Origin of the sequence: Clostridioides sp. ZZV14-6154, assembly GCF_020657785.1 — a bacterium.
In the GTDB taxonomy this organism is placed as follows: domain Bacteria; phylum Bacillota; class Clostridia; order Peptostreptococcales; family Peptostreptococcaceae; genus Clostridioides.
Genome location: NZ_JAGWCY010000107.1, coordinates 1 through 231 on the forward strand (window position 1 = coordinate 1; position 231 = coordinate 231).

Sequence of the window (231 nt, forward strand, 5' to 3'; positions counted from 1 at the left end):
GTTTAGCACTAGCAAATGAACAAATGAATTTAGATAAAGCCTACAAAAACTTTTTTAGAGATAAATCAGTAGGTTTTCCTAAATTCAAATCTAAGAAAATAAACTATCATAGTTATACTACTAACAACCAAAAAGGTACTGTAAGGATTGAAAATGGATATATAAAATTACCTAAACTAAAATCGATGGTTAGGATAAAACAACATAGAATGTTTGATGGAGAAATAAAGA

The 231-nt window shown here is 26.4% G+C and carries 1 pseudogene; it reads left to right on the forward strand.

Annotated features, from left to right (window positions below):
• Window positions 1-231: pseudogene (locus KGF45_RS19955) on the forward strand (hypothetical protein); the annotation flags it as partial.